The 14,502-nt window shown below is 41.3% G+C and carries 13 protein-coding genes and 1 tRNA gene; 7 read left to right on the top strand and 7 right to left on the bottom strand.

The window, feature by feature from the left end:
• Window positions 1-3: 3 nt before the first annotated feature.
• Both ansA and sppA read right to left on the bottom strand, forming a co-directional pair.
• Entirely contained in the window at window positions 4-1,023 is a 1,020-nt protein-coding gene (gene ansA / locus QS795_RS08965) for an asparaginase (protein ID WP_154603699.1), read from the bottom strand.
• Window positions 1,024-1,252: 229 nt separating this feature from the next.
• Window positions 1,253-3,106: a signal peptide peptidase SppA gene (gene sppA, locus QS795_RS08960; protein ID WP_286271183.1), complete on the bottom strand. Its 1,854-nt coding sequence runs from the start codon at window positions 3,104-3,106 to the stop codon at window positions 1,253-1,255.
• A gap of 262 nt (window positions 3,107-3,368) precedes the next feature.
• Here sppA and QS795_RS08955 point away from each other — a divergent pair, with 262 nt between their 5' ends.
• Genes QS795_RS08955 through QS795_RS08940 form a run of 4 tightly spaced genes read left to right on the top strand, consistent with a single transcriptional unit; the run spans window position 3,369 to window position 7,261 of the window.
• A complete protein-coding gene (locus tag QS795_RS08955) occupies window positions 3,369-3,920 on the top strand; it encodes an NAD(P)H nitroreductase (RefSeq protein ID WP_154638422.1) in 552 nt (183 codons plus the stop codon).
• A gap of 30 nt (window positions 3,921-3,950) precedes the next feature.
• The gene (gene selD, locus QS795_RS08950; protein ID WP_154603703.1) at window positions 3,951-4,994 is read left to right on the top strand and encodes a selenide, water dikinase SelD; all 1,044 of its coding nucleotides are present in this window, start codon (window positions 3,951-3,953) and stop codon (window positions 4,992-4,994) included.
• Window positions 4,995-4,997: 3 nt separating this feature from the next.
• Complete coding sequence (locus QS795_RS08945) at window positions 4,998-6,938, top strand: DNA topoisomerase III (protein WP_286271182.1); 1,941 nt, start codon at window positions 4,998-5,000, stop codon at window positions 6,936-6,938.
• Window positions 6,939-6,988: 50 nt separating this feature from the next.
• The gene (locus QS795_RS08940; protein ID WP_286271181.1) at window positions 6,989-7,261 is read left to right on the top strand and encodes a type 1 glutamine amidotransferase family protein; all 273 of its coding nucleotides are present in this window, start codon (window positions 6,989-6,991) and stop codon (window positions 7,259-7,261) included.
• A 60-nt stretch (window positions 7,262-7,321) separates the two neighbouring features.
• Here QS795_RS08940 and xthA read toward each other — a convergent pair whose 3' ends face one another.
• Complete coding sequence (gene xthA, locus QS795_RS08935; protein WP_154603708.1) at window positions 7,322-8,134, bottom strand: exodeoxyribonuclease III; 813 nt, start codon at window positions 8,132-8,134, stop codon at window positions 7,322-7,324.
• 455 nt (window positions 8,135-8,589) lie between these two features.
• On the opposite strand from xthA, the gene QS795_RS08930 reads away from it, so the two are divergent.
• On the top strand, window positions 8,590-9,465 hold the full coding sequence (locus tag QS795_RS08930; RefSeq protein ID WP_154603709.1) for a LysR family transcriptional regulator: 876 nt from the start codon (window positions 8,590-8,592) through the stop codon (window positions 9,463-9,465).
• Between the two features lies 1 nt (window position 9,466).
• On the opposite strand, the gene QS795_RS08925 is transcribed toward QS795_RS08930, so the two are convergent.
• The 3 genes from QS795_RS08925 to QS795_RS08915 form a co-directional block, all read right to left on the bottom strand.
• Window positions 9,467-9,551: transfer RNA gene (locus QS795_RS08925), tRNA-Tyr, on the bottom strand.
• Between the two features lie 159 nt (window positions 9,552-9,710).
• Complete coding sequence (gene purU, locus QS795_RS08920) at window positions 9,711-10,559, bottom strand: formyltetrahydrofolate deformylase (RefSeq protein WP_036956491.1); 849 nt, start codon at window positions 10,557-10,559, stop codon at window positions 9,711-9,713.
• A gap of 89 nt (window positions 10,560-10,648) precedes the next feature.
• Window positions 10,649-11,128, bottom strand: a complete 480-nt coding sequence (locus QS795_RS08915) for a YchJ family protein (RefSeq protein ID WP_154603711.1) — start codon at window positions 11,126-11,128, stop codon at window positions 10,649-10,651.
• Window positions 11,129-11,244: 116 nt separating this feature from the next.
• On the opposite strand from QS795_RS08915, the gene rssB reads away from it, so the two are divergent.
• A complete protein-coding gene (gene rssB, locus QS795_RS08910; RefSeq protein ID WP_286271177.1) occupies window positions 11,245-12,261 on the top strand; it encodes a two-component system response regulator RssB in 1,017 nt (338 codons plus the stop codon).
• Window positions 12,262-12,418: 157 nt separating this feature from the next.
• Window positions 12,419-13,348: a UTP--glucose-1-phosphate uridylyltransferase GalU gene (gene galU / locus QS795_RS08905; RefSeq protein WP_286271175.1), complete on the top strand. Its 930-nt coding sequence runs from the start codon at window positions 12,419-12,421 to the stop codon at window positions 13,346-13,348.
• 377 nt (window positions 13,349-13,725) lie between these two features.
• Here galU and hns read toward each other — a convergent pair whose 3' ends face one another.
• Complete coding sequence (hns, locus tag QS795_RS08900) at window positions 13,726-14,136, bottom strand: histone-like nucleoid-structuring protein H-NS (protein ID WP_006661675.1); 411 nt, start codon at window positions 14,134-14,136, stop codon at window positions 13,726-13,728.
• Window positions 14,137-14,502 lie beyond the last annotated feature (366 nt).

Genomic DNA, 14,502 nt, shown 5'->3' with positions numbered 1-14,502 from the left:
GGCTTATTCATCGGCGTAGCTTAATTCACCACGTAGATTATTTTGCATTAATTCTCGAATAAGCTCAGAGGTATAATCTTGGCTTAGTAAGTAATGTAATTTACTCAATGCGGCTTCAAAAGTCATATCAAAACCACTGATCACTCCAGATTCTGCTAATGCGTGTCCGGTGGCGTAACCTTCCATATTTACCCGCCCAGAAATACATTGGGTAAGGTTGACGACAATAATGCCGCGAGAAGTTGCTTCACGAAGAATACGCAGAAGTTCCGGTTGCTGAGGGGCATTTCCTACACCGTAAGAGCGCAAGATTAGCGCTTTAACCGGTTGCTGAAGAATATTTCGTACGATTTCTATCGATAACCCCGGGTAGAGGGTGACAACTCCAATAGGCTGCGGGGTAATACGATGGGTTTTTAATTCGCCAACGCCAATCGGTGCTGGGCAGGCATTGAATGTACGGATATGAATACCGGCTTCCATCAGTGGGGAACAGTTTGGCGAGGTGAAAGCTTCAAAACCATCCGCATGAGCTTTCACAGTGCGGTTACCGCGATACAGTTTATTATTGAAGAATAAACCCACTTCATTGATCGGGTAGTTTGCCGCTAAATAGAGTGCATTAAGCAGGTTGGTTTGCCCATCGGAACGTAGGGCTTCCAGTGGAATCTGTGACCCTGTCACAATAATCGGCTTCTTCAAGTTTTCAAACATAAAGGAGAGTGCAGAAGCCGTAAATGCCATGGTGTCAGTGCCATGCAGGATCACAAAACCATCATATTTATCGTAATTTTCACTGATGTCATCGGCAATATTTTGCCAATCTTCCGGTGTAATGTCAGAAGAATCGATTAAAGGCTGATGTTCACGGATCGTAAATGTTGGCATTTCAGGGCGATGAAATTCAGGCATTTGGGCTAATTGTGCCTGTAGGTGACCAGAAACAGGAATATAGCCTTGAGGAGAATGGCGCATGCCGATGGTGCCACCCGTATAAACGACATAAATCGATTTCTTCTGCATTTTGTTACCTAACGATGACAGATAAAGTTCTGTATGAATAAGAAATTCTGTGTGTGAATAATTTGGATTATAAGGATTTTGGCTTATTTACTGGAGATAATCTATGGATAAAACAAGATATTGCAGATTGTTGTGATGGAAACTTCAGTTTACGCCAGCGTCATCCACCGCGAATGGCAGCCCCCTCTAAGGTTGCCTTGAGAGGGGAGCCATGGGTGAAAATGAATAATTAGTTAATTTCTGCGCAGTTTAAGCAAAATGCGTAACGATTTTGTGGATCGTTCATTTTTAAGAAGAACTGAGCTTGGCGGCGAATATCAGTAGCGACCGCTGGTGGTAGGAATGTTTGCAATGCATCAGGCATCATGACTTGAACGTTGCTAGTCAATTCAAGGATCAACTGATCCATAAAGGACAGTTCAGGTTGCATCCAATCCAGCTCGACAGATTTTACTTTCGCTAATTCGGCGGCTTTTGCGACGGCATCATCGAAATCACCAAGTTCATCAACTAAACCAATTTTCAGCGCATCCTTACCAATCCAAACGCGACCTTGGGCAATCTTATCGATTTCTTCCGGTGTTTTATGGCGAGATTGAGCAACTAAGCCAATAAAGGTTTGGTAGCCATTTTCGATGGTGATTTGCATCATATCAGAAAATTGTGGGCTAATCCCTTTAGTGACAGAAACGCCTGCTAATGGGGACGTCGAAACACCGTCAGTATAAACGCCGATAGATTCTAATGAGCTTTCAAAGGTATTGATCACACCGAAAATACCGATAGAGCCTGTTAAAGTGCTTGGGCTAGCAATGATGTAGTCAGCTGGCGTTGAGATCCAGTAACCGCCTGATGCGGCCATGCCACCCATGGATACAACGACCGGTTTCTGCGCGGTACGCGCAGCGGCTAATTCACTGCGGATCAGGTCAGAAGCACTGACACTTCCCCCTGGACTATTAACGCGTAATACGATGGCTTTAATGTTTTCATTTAAGCGCGCATCACGGATTTGAGCTGCGAGGGTTTCGCCACCAGCAATACCGGGAGTTTGTGGTCCATCCATGATGGCACCTTGAACGACGATAACCGCAATATTACCGTCGCTGTTGCTGGTATCGGCAATTTTAGTGGAGTAATCATAGATGCTAATGCCATTGAATGTTTTATCTTCTTTATTCCAACCAAACTGATTAGAGAACACATTTTCGGCTTGCTCGCGAGTGTAAATCTTATCCACTAATTTTTGCTGCAAAGCATACTGCGCAGTATCACCCTTGACGGCGCGAAGTTGTGCAATGAGCTTATCCGCTCCCGGGAAGATTTGTTCAGCTTTAGATTGGCGATTCTCCGCGATAGATCCTAAATAGTTATCCCATAAGGTATTTAACCAAAGTAGGTTAGCTTCACGGGCTTCAGGTGACATATTATCGCGCATCATCGGTTCAACTGCAGATTTGTAGGTACCAACGCGGAAAATATGGGTGCTTACCTTGAGTTTTTCTAATAAAGATTTGTAATACAGGGTATCCGTTGAGAAACCGTAAATTCCGACGGCGCCATGGGGGGCGAGATAAATTTCATCTGCGAAGCTAGCTAAGTAATATTGAGCTTGTGTATAGCTATCGCCCATTGCATAGACTGATTTTCCAGAGGCTTTAAACTCTTCAATCGCTTTACCGATGTATGCCATGGAGGGTTGATCGGCACCAACCAGATTATCTAAACGTAGTATTAGACCTGTAATGCGGTCATCGTCAGCGGCTGTACGAATGGTATCGACGATATCGAATAGCGAGTTTTCCTGCATTAAGTTGTTCGAGGTACCCAGCAATTCGCGGCTCATGCGTCCGAAAGGATCCGGGGAAGAGACCTGGTCGGCAACAACCCCTTGTAGATCAACAACCAGTGCACCAAAATAGTTTTTTTCTGGCTCGCTGTCGGATTGCAAGAGAGAATAACCGCCGATCACTAAAAATAGCAACACGAAGAAAATTGCGTTGAAAACAAATTGTCGAATGAAATTAATGACTCGCCAGCTAAACTTAAAGACGGTGGCGAAAATATCCCAGAGTTGTCGCATTTTTTCTCCAGTGTGAGGATATCAATCAAGTTGGCGGCATAAGATGACGCGCGAATGATTTAGAATATCATCTATTTGACAGATGATTAATAGATAGATTAATCAATAGATTTAATCCTATACAGTATCAAACGATGACAGATACCAAATAATGTAATACAGGATTATTCATAACAAAACCATTGTGAGCGTTGTACAATAGCCCGATGGTATTTCTATTTTGCTGAGCACTACATCAGCTTACTCTTAATCGGAGATCAATATGGATGCATTAACCCTTTTGTTGAACCGCCGTTCAGCTTCACGCTTAACCACTCCAGCGCCGCAAGGCGAACAGCTCGACAATATTCTTGCCGCAGGAATGAGAGCGCCAGACCACGGGGCATTGAAGCCATGGCACTTTGTTGTCATGCAAGGAGATGGTATCGCTCGCTTCAGCCAACTGCTTGAAAAAGCGGCTGTAGAAGGCAAGTTAGGCGCGGAAGTTGAAGAAAAAGCGCGTAATGCACCATTTCGTGCGCCGCTCATCATTACCGTGATTGCGAAAGTGAAAGATCATCCCAAAGTGCCACAGTGGGAACAAATTGTTGCCGCAAGCTGCACCGTACAAGCGATGCAAATGGCCGCATTAGCACAAGGTTTTGGCGGTATTTGGCGTTCAGGTTCATGGACGGAAGACGCTATCGTGCGTGACGGTTTAGGTTGTGAAGAAAATGACCATATTGTCGGTTTCCTTTATTTAGGCACCCCAGAATTAAAAGCACCCGCAAAAGCTCAACAACCTGATATGACAGGCTTTGTGTCCTATTTTTAAATAGATAGCGAATTTCTAAAGAGACAGACAATGACAGAAAAAATTAGACTGACCCAATATAGCCATGGTGCTGGTTGCGGATGCAAAATCGCACCAAAAGTGTTAGAGCAAATTTTACATACGGAACAAGCTAAATTTCATGATCCTCACTTATTAGTGGGCAATGAAACCAAAGATGATGCCGCAGTTTATGATTTAGGTAATGGCATCGGCATTATCAGTACAACTGACTTCTTTATGCCTATCGTGGATAACCCATTTGAATTCGGACGTATTGCAGCAACGAACGCTATCAGCGATATTTTTGCGATGGGCGGTAAGCCAATTATGGCGATTGCGATCCTTGGCTGGCCGATTGCTAAATTGCCACCAGAAGTGGCTCGCGAAGTGATTGAAGGCGGACGTGCTGCTTGTGCGGATGCAGGAATTTCACTGGCAGGCGGTCACTCTATCGACTCACCAGAACCTATCTTTGGTTTAGCGGTGACTGGGGTCGTGAACACAGATTATGTGAAGAAAAACAGTGCTGCGAGTGCAGATTGCGAACTGTTCCTAACCAAACCGTTGGGTATTGGTGTGCTAACCACGGCTGAGAAAAAAGGCGTGTTAGCACCAGAACATGCGCACCTGGCTGCTGAAACTATGTGCCAAATGAACAAGTTCGGTGCGGTTGTTGCACCTTTAGACGGCGTGACGGCGATGACGGACGTAACGGGCTTTGGTTTGCTTGGTCATTTAAGTGAGATCTGTGAAGGCTCCGGTGTTCGTGCTCAGATTTCCTTTAGCAAAGTGCCAAAACTTGCTGATGTGGAAAAATACATTGAAGCGGGTTGTGTGCCGGGTGGAACTCAGCGCAACTTTGATAGCTATGGTCACTTAATTGGACCAATGAGCGATATGCAGCGCCAATTATTGTGTGACCCACAAACGTCAGGCGGGCTCCTCATCGCGATTAAACCATCGGAAGTCGCTAAAATTAAAGAGATTGCACAGCAGCAAGGTGTTTTGTTACAGTCTGTCGGTACCTTATTACCTGCACAAAGCGGTGTGCCTTTAATTGAAGTGATCGACTAATCTATGCGTTTGTTTATTGCGGAAAAGCCCAGTCTTGCACGGGCCATTGCGGATGTACTGCCAAAACCTCATCGTAAAGGGGATGGTTTTATTCAATGTGGCGATGACCAGATGGTCACGTGGTGCATTGGGCATCTTTTAGAACAGGCTGAACCGGATGCGTATGATCCGCGTTATGCCCGTTGGAATTTGCAAGATTTGCCGATCATTCCTGAGAAGTGGCAATTGAAGCCTCGTTCCGCAGTAACCAAACAATTAAACACTATCGACACGCTACTTAAACAAGCCAGCGTCGTTGTCCACGCAGGAGACCCCGATAGAGAGGGGCAGCTGCTGGTGGATGAGGTGCTGGATTACTTCAAGCTTGATCCCGAAAAACGCAAAAGCGTGAAGCGCTGTTTAATCAACGACTTGAACCCTCAAGCTGTTGAGAGAGCGATTGATCGTTTACGTGAAAACCGTGAATTTATTCCATTATGTGTTTCTGCATTAGCCCGCGCTCGTGCAGATTGGCTGTATGGAATCAACATGACTCGCGCCTATACCTTATTAGGACAGCGAGGTGGTTACCAAGGGGTTCTCTCTGTTGGGCGCGTACAAACTCCTGTATTGGGGTTGGTCGTTAGGCGCGACGAAGAGATAGAACACTTTGTACCCAAAGACTTTTTTGAAGTTAAAGCGCACATTGTCACGCCAAAGGATGAGCGCTTTGTCGCAATTTGGCAGCCAAGTGAATCTTGCATCGATTTTCAAGATGAAGAAGGGCGTTTAATTCATCGTCCATTAGCGGAACATGTGGTTTCTCGCATTGAAGGCAAACCGGCAATTGTCACGCAATACCAAGATAAACAGGAAACTGAGATTGCACCATTGCCGTTTTCATTATCCGCTTTGCAAATTGAAGCTGCCAAAAAATACGGTTTAAGTGCCCAAGAGGTGCTGGATATTTGCCAGAAACTGTATGAAACCCACAAACTCATCACTTACCCACGTTCAGATAGTCGATATCTACCGGACGAGCATTTTGCAGGGCGTCATGCGGTATTAAATGCGATTGCGGTACACCAACCGGCGTTAACTGAGTTTGAACTACCTGAGCTGGATAAGAAAAACCGTTGTTGGGATGATAAGAAAGTAGATGCCCACCATGCCATCATTCCGACGGCTAAAACAGCCGCTGTGCGTTTAACTGAAAATGAAAGCAATGTGTACCAGTTAATTGCTCGTCAGTACATTATCCAATTTATGGCAGATGCGGTTTACCGCAAATGCACGATCGATTTAGACATTGAAAACGGCAAATTTAATGCCAAAGCACGTTTTCTCGTAGAAGCGGGATGGCGAGTCGTATTAGGCGGGAAAGAGCGTGACGCGGAAAACGACGGCATGCCATTGCCTATCGTGAAAAAAGGCGATGATCTTTTGTGTGAAAAAGGTGAAGTGGTCGAACGGCAAACTCAGCCACCACGTCCATTTACCGATGCAACGTTACTTTCGGCCATGACGGGGATCGCCCGTTTTGTGCAGGATAAAGCATTAAAAAAAGTATTGCGTGAAACGGATGGTTTAGGCACCGAAGCGACGCGAGCGGGGATCATCGATTTGCTGTTTAAACGTCAATTTCTGTTTAAAAAAGGGCGTTATATTCACGCCTCACCTGCTGGGCGAGCGTTGATCCACGTTTTACCGGATATGGCGACCTTGCCCGATATGACGGCTCACTGGGAATCAAGGCTAACGCAGATCAGTGAAAAACAGACTCGCTATGATGATTTTATGCAGCCGTTAAGCCAGACGTTAATCAACTTAATTCAGCAAGCTCGTCAATATACAAACTTGCGTGCGTTTCGTGAGTTGCCACCTGTTGCCAATAACAAAGGGGCAAAGAAGGGCGCGAAAAAAGCAAGTGCGAGTAAAGGGAAAAAATCCTCACCCTCAGAATAGGCGCAGTGGATTTCTAAACTTGAGCGCACTTTATCCTCAATGCGTTAGGGTTGTTGCTTAAACGTCAAGCATCTACACATCCTGAAGCGATGGCTGTGCTGAAGACATTGTCAGTGGAGCCAGTAAATCAACCTTTAGTGTGCGATGGTCATGTAGCAACGGCAGGTGGTTGTTTATCTGCACTGTATTTGGTGGGATGGTTAATTGAATCGCTGTTTGATAAACAAAAAAGAGACGCGACGCTACAACCTGTATTGCCAACAGGCCAGCAACAGTTATTCAATTCATTGATTGAATTTAGTGTGCACCAAGGACGAATGTAGGAAGGGATCTAGGGGAAAGCATAGGGCATATGATTATGCCCTATAAAGAGAGGCTTGGGATTACTTAGTAAGGTCAAACTCGGCCCAAACAGGTGCGTGGTCAGACGGTTTTTCCATGCCACGGATGTCGTAATCAATACCTGTTGCGCTACAACGGCTGGCGAGTTTCTTTGAGGCGAGCAGAAGGTCAATACGCAGACCTCGGTTATCGTCAAAGCCTTTGGAGCGATAATCAAACCATGAGTAGCAATCGGTGGTATCTGGATGCTGTTCACGATAGGTATCAACAAGTCCCCAACTCAGTAGTTTATCCAGCCATTCACGCTCTTCAGGTAAGAATGAGCATTTTCCGGTTTTCAACCAACGCTTACGGTTAACTTCACCAATGCCGATGTCTAAATCCGTATGGCTGATGTTCATGTCACCCATAATCAGCAATTGGGAATCCGCGGTTTGCGTTGATGTTACGTAATCTTGCAGATCACGATAGAATTTTTCTTTTGCTGGGAATTTGGTTGGGTGGTCACGGCTTTCCCCTTGAGGGAAGTAGCCATTAACGACGGTCAGAATTCCTTCGCTGGTTTGAATATCAGCCATGATGATGCGGCGCTGAGCTTCATCATCATCCGTTGGAAACCCTTTTCTAACGGCAAGTGGTTCATTTTTCAGGAGTAATGCTACGCCATAGTGGGCTTTTTGACCGTGAAAATAAACATGGTAGCCTAATTTACTGACTTCCTCGTAAGGGAACATATCATCGTGGACTTTTGTCTCTTGTAACCCAATGACTTCAGGTTGATGCTTCTCAATAATCGCTTCCAGTTGATGAGGACGTGCTCTTAGACCATTAATGTTGAACGAAATAAATTTCATGGTTACTTATCACCCATTGCTTTGAACATGACTGAGGGGATTCTATCAGATGCTAACAATAGTGTAACTATTAAATATTTTTTGTTTATATAATTGCCCATAATTTATTAGGGAACTTTAATTTTTAATAATAATATATCTATGACTGTTAATTAAAAAATGTTTGTTAGTTTTATAATTAACTACTAAAAAGTTCATTTAAAGTCAGTTGGTTATTTATATTTTAATGTGATTTAATGGTGGGGCAATAAAAAATAATCAAATGAAACAATATAATATATTGCTTTGCCATGTTGGAAATTATAAAAATACTTTTATGAAATATTGTTAACCATCAAATGAAAAAATTTATTTAAATTTTTATTTGATGTGGAAGATTATGGGTTAATCAATATGCTGTTATTTAAAATAATCATGTTGGTTTACATTTCAATAAATAGAATGGGGTCATAGATATGTTCTTTTCAAGAAAATTAGAGGCGTTTATGGCAGTTGTTGAAAATGGCTCGCTAAGCAAGGCTGCAAGGGTGATGAACCGCACGACACCCCCCATCGCAAAATCCATAAAAGACTTTGAAACGAGTTTGGGTAAACGGCTTTTTAAACGAGAAAAATTTGGAATGACATTAACTAAGGATGGCCAAGAACTTTATAATGATCTTAGAGATCTCTACTTGCAGGAGAAAGAAATAACGAAAAAACATTTTTCTGGTTATATCGTCAATGAAGCCAATATTTATTATGACTGGGGAAAAGAAAATCATCTAATTAATTTATATCAAGCAGCACACAAAAATAATGTACAGGTTAATATATTAAGATTTAACTATGATGAGGTAGATGAAATTGTCGATTATGATGGGAATACTTTAATTTTAAGTTCTGAATTAGTCGTCAGTGAAAGATTTTCATTACAAAAAAAAATAGAGAATGCTCCGTTAGGTATTTATTGCAGAAAAGAGTTATATGAAAAATTTAATCATGATGTTGTCGTATTGCTACAGCAAAGTACTTGGCTATGTGACCCTTCATTTTATAAAAGCTCACTAATGAGTGACTTGCTGGCTAAAGTTGAAACCGCAGAGAGTAAATCCAGTATACGACAGATGGATAATATTGGGTGTTGCCAAAGTTTCATTCAAGACGGTGATTTTATCGGGATTATAGATCATTATCCTGAAGATGAGCTGATTGATAGGTCACTGATCTATGTTTCATTAAATGGAATTTTGGATAAAAGTGACTGTTATATTTATAAATCAAAATCACATTCAAGTGTGTTAAATCGATTTATTGGGGTAGTTGATAAACTGGGAAAAGAGACTGCTTAGATGGTGGTGGGAGAAGGATTCGAACCTTCGAAGTCTGTGACGGCAGATTTACAGTCTGCTCCCTTTGGCCGCTTGGGTATCCCACCAGATTTTGAATTGCTGTAATCGTTCACAGCGGGCGGCATCATATCAAATGACGCGCCCCTGTAAAGTATTAATTGAAAAAAAATATCTGAATGCTGATTTTTTAATCTCAATGCGTGATAAATCAACAAATTACTACAATTAATAACTGATGCGCTATGTTATAAAATAATTGTTCGATTTCCATAAACAAAGACGCGCTGTGCCAATACCCAATATAAAGCGTGGCTCAGTACGTTCTTTTCAACGTCTCGACCTGCACGCATCATATCATCCGCAGTAAATGTGTGGTCCACATTGATAACGTTTTGCGTGATGATTGGGCCTTCATCCAAATTATCATTCACAAAGTGAGCGGTTGCTCCAATGATCTTAACTCCACGCTCATAGGCTTGGTGATAAGGACGTGCGCCAATGAATGCAGGTAAGAATGAATGGTGAATATTAATAATTTGATTAGGGTAATGCTGAACGAAAGCAGGGGTTAACACTCGCATATATTTCGCAAGGACAACGTAATCAGGCTGATATTGATCAATCTGCGCAGTGAGCTTTTCATCGTGCTGTTCGCGGGTTAACCCTTCATGGCTAATATGGTGGAATGGAATACCAAACTGCTCGACCAGGTTTTTCAAAGTATCGTGGTTGCCGATAACGGCAGCAATATCGACATCTAATCCATCGTAAGCACTTTTCATCAGAAGATCACCAAGGCAGTGCGCCTCTTTTGTGACCATAATAACAATGCGGCGACGCCCTGCAGAATTTAATTCGCGCTTAGACCCTTCCGGTAATGCATCATCTAAATCTGCCAGTAAGGTTTCATCGTTAAAAATCCCTTCCAGTTCCGTTCTCATGAAGAAACGACCAGTACGGTGATCAACAAACTCATTATTTTGGATAATGTTCAGCTGGTGTTTGTAGCAAATGTTGGTGATTTTAGCGATCAATCCTTTTGCATCTGGACAAATGGTTCTGAGAATTTTTTTCTGTACATTTTTGTGTTGCATGGAACTGTCTAATCCTTAACTGACTAAAGCCTAATAATTTAGGCTCATCGTAATTTGTGCAATGAATATACGAATTGATAAACAGAGAATTAATAACTATCGCAGCACTTCTTAAATTTTTTTCCTGAGCCGCATGGGCAATCATCATTGCGCCCAACTTTTGGTGTTATTCCGTCAATGTAATACCACTGTGTATCAATGCGAAGAAAACGGGAACGTTCGTGAATAAGCTGTTTATGATCAGCTTTTTCATCAATAAAGCAAGCCGAAAATTCGACATAAGCTTCGTCAGGATTTTTAGCATGAGAAGAACTAATGACACGCAGGCCCAGCCATTCAGTTTGTTCAAAACTATCTAAGATAGCCTCTCGCCACTCTTGTGCTTGGCAATCTGGATGCCATGTTTTGATGAGGTAATCCGCATTGTGATGGACATAAGCGCTGTATCGTGAACGCATTAATTGTTCTGGAGTTTCAGCAATAGCCTGCCCAAGCAACAGCGGAGAGCAGCATTGGTCAAACGGCAGAGGATGACCACAGCTACAATTATTTTTTAAAGATTGGCTCATTCTTTTCTCGATAAAATAACTATACTTAAAAATATAGTCGTTAATGATTTTATAATATGACTATTGTCGTCAGAATATATTACTTATGAAACCAGGGTTGTCGTGGTAGGTATGATATGAAAAATAGAAAAATACTCATAGTTGAAGATGAAAAAATTTTTTGTACTATTCTTCGTGAATACCTCGAAAGTTTAGAAACAGAAGTCTACATCGCGGACAACGGTGCGCTTGCACTTGATCTGATCACGCAAAAAAAGGTGACTCCCGATGTCATTCTTTGTGACCTCAACATGCCTGTTATGAATGGTGAATCATTTATGGCGGAGCTGGTGGAGCGCAATATTAATGTACCTGTGATTGTTATTTCAGCAACCACAGACTTCACGCAATTAGATAGAATGTTTCGTCTTGGGGCGAAAGATGCTTTATTAAAGCCAATAAAAAATCTTGATGAAGTGAAAGTGACGATTCATGCGGCCCTGTATCCAGAACAGTATGACTCTGAAACACTCATTGAAAATGAAATCCAAAATATTTCGAACATTTTGAGTAATGACAAGTTGGATATGTTAGCCATTTTGAAACAATTACAGCCTCCCGTGGTGCAAGTTATAAATGGCTATAAGATAAACTATAGACAATTAAACGAAGCGAATCGTTTTGGACTGCTGTTGGACATCGCTGCAATATCGGAAGATCAAATTGGATTTTATTGCATTGATATAGAACGCTCCCCGCAAGAAGGTGTGATGGCGGCCTTTTTAATTCGTGTTGTGTTTAATGATTTGTTAAAGAGTGCGGTGAACAACCGAGATAAAAAGTTACCGCAAATTGATAATATTATTAATCAAATAAATCACTTACTGGAAGACTCTGGCTTTTCTGGTCAGTTCCCATTGTTACTTGGTTACTTTAATACCAAATCTAAAAGTGTGATTTTGGCGAGCGCAGGGCTGGAAGCCAATATTACAACGGAGCACCATCATTATCATCTTGCGCGCAATGTCCCATTAGGTACGCTAAAAACATATCATTCAAATCGATTAGATTTTCAAGGCGAGAATTGGAAGTGTCTTATTCATAATTCTAATCAGAAAATTAAGTTAATGTTTAATCCCGATGCTCAAAAATAATGCACTTATTTAATGAATATAGGTTCTATTTATCCTAAACGAGCCTATCTCTATTTATTCAATAATGAATCCTGATATACTGGCGCGCACTAAAAACGCGCCAGTATAGTTTATTGAAGATATAAACGGTGCTTATTAAATTTTTGGAGTTCTCGAGATGATCAAACGCAAGGTGCGTAAAGCGGTAATCCCAGTAGCAGGTTTAGGTACACGTATGCTTCCAGCGACGAAAGCAATTCCTAAAGAGATGCTACCGGTTGTTGATAAGCCTTTAATCCAGTATGTGGTTAATGAGTGTATTGCCGCAGGGATTAATGAAATTGTACTAGTGACACATTCATCTAAAAATTCTATTGAAAACCACTTTGATACCAGTTTTGAACTTGAAGCCATTTTAGAGGCGCGAGTTAAGCGCCAATTATTGGATGAAGTTAAATCCATTTGCCCAAGTCATGTGACTATCATGCAAACACGCCAAGGCATTGCTAAAGGCTTAGGTCACGCCATTCTGTGCGCTAAGCCATTAGTCGGTGATGAGCCTTTTGCCGTGATCCTTCCGGATGTTATTTTAGACCGCTACAGCACCGATTTAACGAAATTCAACCTTAAAGAGATGTTAGAACACTACGAAACTACTGGGGCTAGCCAAATTTTAGTTGAGCCAGTACCGGAAGAAGATGTTTCTAACTACGGAATTGTGGATTGCAACGGTGTGACTTTACGCCCGGGCGATAGTAAACCTATTTCTCGTATGGTGGAGAAACCGAAACGTGATGAAGCTCCATCCAATTTATCTATCGTAGGACGTTATGTATTATCCGAAAAGATTTGGGATGCATTAGCGAAAACAGCACCGGGTGCTGGCGATGAAATCCAATTAACGGATGCAATCGCATTAATGATGGAAAATAAGGAACCCGTTGAAGCATACCACTTATGTGGTAAAAGTCATGACTGCGGAAATAAATTAGGTTACATGAAAGCCTTTGTCGAATATGGCCTGCAACACGATACGCTAGGAAATGATTTTTCCGCGTGGATTAAAGAGTTAGCGGCTAATTTAGATTCATCATCGAAATCGAATTAAATTACTAATCTTTGTTGTACAGATAAAAGCTAACCTTTATGGTTGGCTTTTTTTATAGGTGCTTTATATGGGAATATGTAAAAAGGAGTACTCAATTTTTAAATGTCATTAAATGTCAGTTATATAATATAAATCAATATAACCCGTATGGCGCGTAAAATAATTAGTGTAGGGTGCCTAGAGAGAACTTAAAGAATATCACTGGATTAAATTACGTAACTTTACTTTAACGTATATTTTATTTTGTATCATTCTTTTTGATTAAAAATAGGTGAAGGGAGTGAAGCATAGGGGATGATAAGTGGATATTAATAAGGCTGCTATAAATAAAAACACCCTTATAAAAAGGGTGTTTAGAATTTGAAGGGGTATCAATATTAGATTAAGAAATCGTCTAAAGATTTGCCTTGTTCTTCGATTGCAACTTTAATTACTGCTGGAGTACGACCTTGGCCTGTCCAAGTTTTAGTTTCGCCGTTCTCATCAACATATTTATATTTTGCTGGGCGAGCAGCGCGCTTAGCGCGAGTGCTGGTGCTTTTACCAGAATCCATAGTTTGCAGAAGGTCATTTAAATCTACGCCTTGCTCTAAAATCATTTCGCGAACTTTTTCCAGTTTGCGATTACGTTCTTCGACTTCAGCGCGAGCTTGGCTTTCTTCTTCACGACGTTCATCAACAACGACAGTTAATTTTTCCAGCATTTCTTCTAAAGATTCTAAAGTAACTTCTCGTGCTTGAGCACGAAGCGTACGGATGTTATTTAATGCTTTTAATGATTCGCTCATTTTCCTGGTCTCAATTTTATATGTTGGCATGTGTACAGTAATAATAGAGTGCTATTTTAAATTCTGCAATAGCTAAATTACTTTGGTAGTTTAAAAGTTATCTTTAACGAATGCAATTTTTTTACAAAAGAATTATAAAAATTTTCGTTGCTATAAATTGTTCTATTATCAATAACGGTACTAATGAAAAAAGGTAATTAGAAAATGCCACTAAATTTTATATTAATAGCCTAGTGATAACCATTACCTTTTGTTTGTCGATGTATCAATGGATGTTTTAACGTAAATTTTCTTTTTTTGACAGAATCAATTTGGCAATATGAGCCAGTGGCTATACCAGATAAAGTTAATATCAGTTTGAGATTA

It is taken from the genome of Providencia zhijiangensis (assembly GCF_030315915.2).
Lineage (GTDB): Bacteria > Pseudomonadota > Gammaproteobacteria > Enterobacterales > Enterobacteriaceae > Providencia > Providencia zhijiangensis.
This window is presented reverse-complemented; position numbering and strand designations above follow the sequence as displayed.

Excerpts from the sequence above, each read along its gene's own strand:
- purU (WP_036956491.1), bottom strand. The coding sequence starts at position 10,559 with ATGCAACACAAAAATGTACAGAAAAAAATTCTCAGAACCATTTGTCCA.
- rssB (WP_286271177.1), top strand. The coding sequence starts at position 11,245 with ATGAAAAATAGAAAAATACTCATAGTTGAAGATGAAAAAATTTTTTGT.
- galU (WP_286271175.1), top strand. The coding sequence starts at position 12,419 with ATGATCAAACGCAAGGTGCGTAAAGCGGTAATCCCAGTAGCAGGTTTA.
- xthA (WP_154603708.1), bottom strand. The coding sequence starts at position 8,134 with ATGAAATTTATTTCGTTCAACATTAATGGTCTAAGAGCACGTCCTCAT.
- QS795_RS08945 (WP_286271182.1), top strand. The coding sequence starts at position 4,998 with ATGCGTTTGTTTATTGCGGAAAAGCCCAGTCTTGCACGGGCCATTGCG.
- hns (WP_006661675.1), bottom strand. The coding sequence starts at position 14,136 with ATGAGCGAATCATTAAAAGCATTAAATAACATCCGTACGCTTCGTGCT.
- QS795_RS08955 (WP_154638422.1), top strand. The coding sequence starts at position 3,369 with ATGGATGCATTAACCCTTTTGTTGAACCGCCGTTCAGCTTCACGCTTA.
- selD (WP_154603703.1), top strand. The coding sequence starts at position 3,951 with ATGACAGAAAAAATTAGACTGACCCAATATAGCCATGGTGCTGGTTGC.
- sppA (WP_286271183.1), bottom strand. The coding sequence starts at position 3,106 with ATGCGACAACTCTGGGATATTTTCGCCACCGTCTTTAAGTTTAGCTGG.
- ansA (WP_154603699.1), bottom strand. The coding sequence starts at position 1,023 with ATGCAGAAGAAATCGATTTATGTCGTTTATACGGGTGGCACCATCGGC.
- QS795_RS08930 (WP_154603709.1), top strand. The coding sequence starts at position 8,590 with ATGTTCTTTTCAAGAAAATTAGAGGCGTTTATGGCAGTTGTTGAAAAT.
- QS795_RS08915 (WP_154603711.1), bottom strand. The coding sequence starts at position 11,128 with ATGAGCCAATCTTTAAAAAATAATTGTAGCTGTGGTCATCCTCTGCCG.